The following is a 5,447-nucleotide window of genomic DNA, read 5'->3' as shown; positions in this document are numbered from 1 at the left end:
CCATCGCTGAATGGGCCGCCGATTATAATCATTTCCGGCCGCACTCATCGCTCGGATATCAGACCCCGGCAAGCTATGCCGGGTCCATCGCCGCAACCGGCTCCAACGCTGCGCAAGATGAAAGCTTCGCGCTTCCGCCGGTTGCTCACACCGCGCCACTTGGCGTATTCAAAACCGCCGGGGCTCTAATCGCCGCTGGATGAAAGTTCAGTGGCACGTCAACTAGCATGAGTTTCGATGCGGCTTTCGTGCGCCATCAATTTACCAGAATTACCAGCATTTACAGGCGTTTTCGGACGTTAGCGGGAATTCGGTGGCGCATGATTGGCACATGAAATTGGTGCACTGACGGCCTTGAGCGACTGCACATGGAACGGTGGCTGCGGCATCCGCGAACAGCTTGACGCGATTCTCAAAAAATATGCCGGTCAGCGCGGTTTTGCCAAATGGCTACTTCGGTTCCGGCGCAGGATTTTCGTAGTCCTTGCGGTGTTCTGACCACCAGTTTAGCAAGTAGTCGATTGCCAACGGTTTTATTTTCAGATTTGTGTCCATCGTGAAGTACCGACCCGCGTACTCGACTGCCTTCAAGCTTGCATCGGTTTTCATGACCTCGATAAAGAAATCCAGCTTCTCAAGTTTTGGTATATCACTACGGTTATTGATAAATTCGATCAGTGCAGGTTTGAGAGGAACCGCCGTTGAGCCAAAAAAAATTGATTTCAAAGTACCGATGGATAGGATGTCAGGCTCGACGTCAGTTGGCCAAGGGAGTTGGAGGTTAGTTTCGTAAATCCCTTGGCTGTGAGCATCCGTGATAACGTTCTGAGCGGCGTCAGCCCGTTTCGCATAGGGCTGCTCTGGTCGTTAGCGATTAAAGAAAGCTTGTCAAAGGCGCCGCGATCATCGTTCTGCGCTTGCTGAATCACATTCCCGAAGTCCGCATCCTTTTGAAGACGTTCCAAGGTGACCTTCGCCGCTGAAAGAGTGGCATTGAGATCAGCGAGCTTCTGATCGGCGGCGTTTATTTGGGAGGCGGCCTTATTCGAAAGGCCGGCCGCATTTTTGGCCTGTGCTGCCACGGCATCTACTGTCGCAGATTGATTTTCGACTCGAGTTTTCAAAGCTTGGATTGTGCCAGCATCGACTGATGCCTGAGCGGTTGCTGCTTTAATCGTTCCGATACCTAACACCTTGAACTCAGTTATCCTGTCCAACAACATCATCCCAAATCCGACGAGGATCATCATACCTAATAGAGATGCTTCCGCTTTTCCTACCTTTTTCCCTCTGAATAGAAAAACAATATAAATCCCTATCGCTACAACAACGATCACAGCACCGAGAATCTGAAACCACATCGGAGAGGCACTTTCTTTCACGCGCAAATTTGCCAGGTGACAATAGATAATCGAGTTTCAAAATACCTGACTTCTTAAGATAAAGACCTCGAAAAGCTAGGCGCGAGTCAGGTTCATATCGTGCAGCATACGCATAGATTATTGCTCAAGTTGCAAGGGCTCCTTTCGAGCGCCAGCTTGGGAAGCTCGACTTATTCTCTATGGCGCCTGCACTTAGATGTAAAACTCGCCCGTTCGTGAACGAAAAAGCCCTTTGATACCAATAGGGCTGTAAAACCGTGCGGCGCCAAAACTCAGGGCGCATCGATATTGACTCGATCGCGCACAGGAACATAATAAGAACAAATAGGCGGCGGCAAACAAGAAACGAGGAAGGCCCATGCCTCGCGATATCCATCGCTTCATCCCCGCATTTGAGACACTGCGCTTTGTGGCGACGTCCTGCATAGGCCGCACGATTCGACAGACCGGCGCGATTTTGCGCTCTACGCTGAGTTAAAATGCGAAGGGCCTTAAATCTACGCTACCTTTGTAAACTCACCCCACCAAAATCCGATTCCGCACCAGCCTGACCCCCGGCACGGCCTCCGCCACTGCAGTCGCCCGTTCAACCTCCTGCGGAGTTGCCGCCGTTCCGTCCAATCGGATTTCCTGGCCGACGGCGGTCACGGTGACGTCGGAGGCGTCGAGGCCGCCGGCGACAGCAAGGGCGTTGGCGACTGTGGATTCCAGCGCCGAGCGTTTGGCATTTTCGCTTTCTATTTCGGGCTTTAGGCCGTGAAACGTAGCCGCTTTGAAAACCATTGCCCTTCTCCTGCGCCTCTGCAGGATGGAAAACGCGGTATCTGCGTATTGGTTCATTAGTAGCCCGAAAATTGCCGTTAATGCCAGAGATTCCAGCGCGAAGGGACCGGGGAAGAATGCGCCGACAGAGCTGCGGACTTGCCGCCTCCCGCGATCCCCTGTAGAGCCATGGGCAATCACAGCAAGATGCGGATACTGGAATGACCACCGGGAGCAAGGCGCCGCGCCGCCTGACGATATTGGGTTCGACCGGCTCGATCGGACAAAACACGCTCGACGTCATCGCCCAATTGGGCGGACGCGAAGCGTTCGATATCGCCGCAATCTCCGGGCATGACAATATCGATCTCCTGGCGAGCCAGGCGAAAGCCTGCGGCGCCGCTCTCGCCGTCACGGCCAATGAGGAGCGCTATCAGGACCTCAAGGCGGCGCTCGCCGGAACCGACATTGCCGTAGCCGCCGGCAGGAACGCTCTCCTCGAGGCTGCCTCCATCCCTTCCGATTGGGTGATGGCGGCGATCGTCGGCACGGCGGGGCTTGCGCCGACGCTGGAGGCCGCGCGCCGGGGCGCCGACATCGCGCTCGCCAACAAGGAATGCCTGGTTTCCGCCGGCGAACTCTTCGTGCGTGCCGTCAGCGAAGGCGGCGGACGGCTGATACCGGTGGACAGCGAACACAGCGCGATTTTCCAGGCGCTCGAGGACGACCAACAGCATGCGGTCGAGCGGATCATCCTCACAGCCTCGGGCGGCCCCTTCCGCACATGGTCGCGCGAGCAGATGGCCAATGTCACGGCAGCGACCGCGCGCGCGCATCCGAACTGGTCGATGGGCCTGAAGATCTCCATCGGCAGCGCTTCGATGTTCAACAAGGCGCTGGAGATGATCGAGGCCAAGCATTTGTTCAATGTCGGCCCGGATCAGATCGAAGTTATCGTCCACCCGCAATCCATCGTCCATTCGATGGTCGGCTATACGGACGGCTCCGTGCTGGCGCAGCTCGGCTGTCCGGACATGCGCACGGCCATCGGCTATGCGCTGAGCTATCCGTCCCGACCGAAGCTTGATGTCGACCGGCTGGATTTTGCAAAACTGGCCCGGCTGGATTTCGAAGCGCCGGACGAGGTTCGTTTCCCCGCACTGCGTCTTGCCCGCACCGCGCTGGAACGCGGCGGGCTGCAGGGCGCCGTCATGAATGCTGCCGAGGAGATTGCCTTCCAGGCCTTCGTGGACGAGCGCATCGGCTTCCTCGAAATGGCCGACATCGCCGAAGCGGTCATGGACCAGATGATCGGGGTCGGCAGCGCCGAAACGATGGATGCGGTCTTTGCCGCCGACGATGAAGCCCGCAGCCGCGCCAGCGCGCTTGTCGCGCAAAGGGAAAAGGCAGCCTAACCCGCTCGCGAGAAGCCGCGTAAGCCGGAAACGGATKACTGCCCGGAGCTGCGAATTCGTTTGTTGGCGAGGCTCTTTCAACATATTTGATGGAGATCACCAACGTCGCGTTCCGGAGAAGGCATTCCATGGCACTGCATCTCGAAACTCCGCTGCTCGAATCCCCTTCCCTAAGCCTGGCGTCGGGCCGATCCGTCTGGTTGAAGATGGATGCGCTCCAGCCCCCTGGCTCCTTCAAGATCCGCGGCATAGGGGCGGCCTGTGAGCATCACGCCAGAAACGGAAAGCGCCGCTTCGTATCCTCTTCCGGAGGCAATGCCGGCATTGCGGTGGCCTATGCCGGACGCCGCCTCTCGATCCCGGTGTCGGTCTTCGTTCCGCAGACGACGACCGAACGGGCAAAATCGCTGATCCGCCAGGAGGGCGCCGAGGTCTTCGTCCATGGCGCGTCCTGGCAGGAGGCCAACGAGCGCGCGCTTGAGGCAGTCGATGCGGAAACCGCATTCATTCACCCGTTTGACGATCCGCTTCTGTGGACTGGGCATGCGACGATCATCGACGAGGTCGTCAACGCTGGCGTCGCGTTCGACGCGGTCGTTCTTTCGGTCGGCGGCGGCGGGCTTCTGGCTGGCGTTGCGGAAGGGCTTGACCGCAATGGCCTTAAAGGCGTCCCGATCATAGCGGCCGAAACCGAAGGCGCGGCGTCCCTCGCAGCCTCCGTGAAGGCCGGCAAACTCACCGAACTGCCTGCCATCACCAGCATCGCAACCTCGCTTGGCGCCCGAAAAGTCAGCCAGCGCGCCTTTGAGATCGCTCAGACCCTACCCGTCGAGAGCGTCGTCGTGGACGATCGCGCTGCCGTTAACGCGTGTATGCGCGTCCTCGACGATCATCGCGTGCTCGTGGAGCCGGCGTGTGGCGCAGCATTGGCGGTCGCCTATAGCCATGCCGATCGATTGGCAGGCTATGAGCGAGTCCTCATCGTGGTTTGCGGCGGGGCGACGGCTTCGCTCGCTCAGCTACAGGCCTGGCAAGCATCCTGATCATCACCCAGAATTCAAAAAGTCAGGGCGCGGAAACAACATTTCCGCGCCCTGACCAAAGAACAAAAATGTAAGCTTTTACTTACGCCACCGCGCGAGCGAGCGCACAGCGCGACCAGAGCGCATGCAGCGCGCCGACGAGATGCTCGATATCGGCATCCGAATGCAGCGGTGTCGGTGTGATGCGCAGGCGTTCGGTCTTCTTCGGCACGGTCGGATAATTGATCGGCTGGACGTAGACGCCCATATCGAGCAGCAGGTCCGAGATCCATTTGCACTTGGCAGCATCGCCGACCAAAACCGGCACGACATGGCTCGGGTTCGGCATATGCGGAATGCCGGCAGCGTCGAGCTGGGTACGCAGCCGGCGCACCCGGTCCTGATGGCGGGCACGTTCGAACTGGCTGACCTTCAGATGCCGGATCGAGGCGACGGCACCCGCCGCCAAGGCCGGCGGCAGCGATGTCGTGAAGATGAAGCCGGAGGCAAAGGAGCGGATGAAATCGCAAAGTGCGGTCGACGCAGCAATATAGCCGCCCATGACGCCGAAGGCCTTGCCGAGCGTGCCCTCGATCACCGTCAGCCGGTCCATCAGCCCTTCGCGCTCGGCAATGCCGCCGCCGCGCGGGCCATACATGCCGACGGCATGCACTTCGTCGAGATAGGTCATCGCCCCATATTGGTCGGCGAGATCGCAGATCTCCTTGATCGGCGCGATATCGCCATCCATCGAATAGACGCTCTCGAAGGCGATCAGCTTCGGCGCCTTCGGATCGGCGGCCTTCAGCTTGGCTTCGAGATCATTAAGGTCGTTGTGCTTCCAGATGACCTTGTCGCACTTGGCA

6 protein-coding genes are annotated in these 5,447 nt (G+C 58.6%); 3 read left to right on the top strand and 3 right to left on the bottom strand.

Annotated features, from left to right (window positions below):
* Positions 1-203, top strand: a 203-nt coding sequence (locus QD357_RS31130; protein ID WP_414125838.1) for an integrase core domain-containing protein, incomplete at its 5' end; no start/stop codon positions are given.
* Between the two features lie 519 nt (positions 204-722).
* Here QD357_RS31130 and QD357_RS31125 read toward each other — a convergent pair.
* Together QD357_RS31125 and QD357_RS31120 are read right to left on the bottom strand one after the other, a co-directional pair.
* Positions 723-1,361 (bottom strand): hypothetical protein, encoded by a 639-nt coding sequence (locus QD357_RS31125; protein ID WP_107109540.1) that lies wholly within the window; start codon positions 1,359-1,361, stop codon positions 723-725.
* A 537-nt stretch (positions 1,362-1,898) separates the two neighbouring features.
* Positions 1,899-2,165 carry a BON domain-containing protein gene (locus QD357_RS31120; RefSeq protein ID WP_107109541.1) on the bottom strand — a complete coding sequence of 89 codons (267 nt, stop codon included), beginning with the start codon at positions 2,163-2,165 and terminating at the stop codon, positions 1,899-1,901.
* A 200-nt stretch (positions 2,166-2,365) separates the two neighbouring features.
* Here QD357_RS31120 and dxr point away from each other — a divergent pair, with 200 nt between their 5' ends.
* Together dxr and QD357_RS31110 are read left to right on the top strand one after the other, a co-directional pair.
* Positions 2,366-3,559, top strand: coding sequence for a 1-deoxy-D-xylulose-5-phosphate reductoisomerase (dxr, locus tag QD357_RS31115; RefSeq protein ID WP_107109542.1), 1,194 nt, complete (start codon positions 2,366-2,368; stop codon positions 3,557-3,559).
* Positions 3,560-3,687: 128 nt separating this feature from the next.
* Positions 3,688-4,602, top strand: a complete 915-nt coding sequence (locus QD357_RS31110; RefSeq protein WP_107109543.1) for a pyridoxal-phosphate dependent enzyme — start codon at positions 3,688-3,690, stop codon at positions 4,600-4,602.
* Between the two features lie 82 nt (positions 4,603-4,684).
* Here QD357_RS31110 and hemA read toward each other — a convergent pair.
* Positions 4,685-5,447: 5-aminolevulinate synthase (gene hemA / locus QD357_RS31105; protein WP_414125837.1), on the bottom strand; the 763-nt coding region annotated here is incomplete at its 5' end.

Origin of the sequence: Rhizobium sp. BR 317 (assembly GCF_047445835.1) — a bacterium.
Lineage (GTDB): Bacteria > Pseudomonadota > Alphaproteobacteria > Rhizobiales > Rhizobiaceae > Rhizobium > Rhizobium paranaense.
This window is presented reverse-complemented; position numbering and strand designations above follow the sequence as displayed.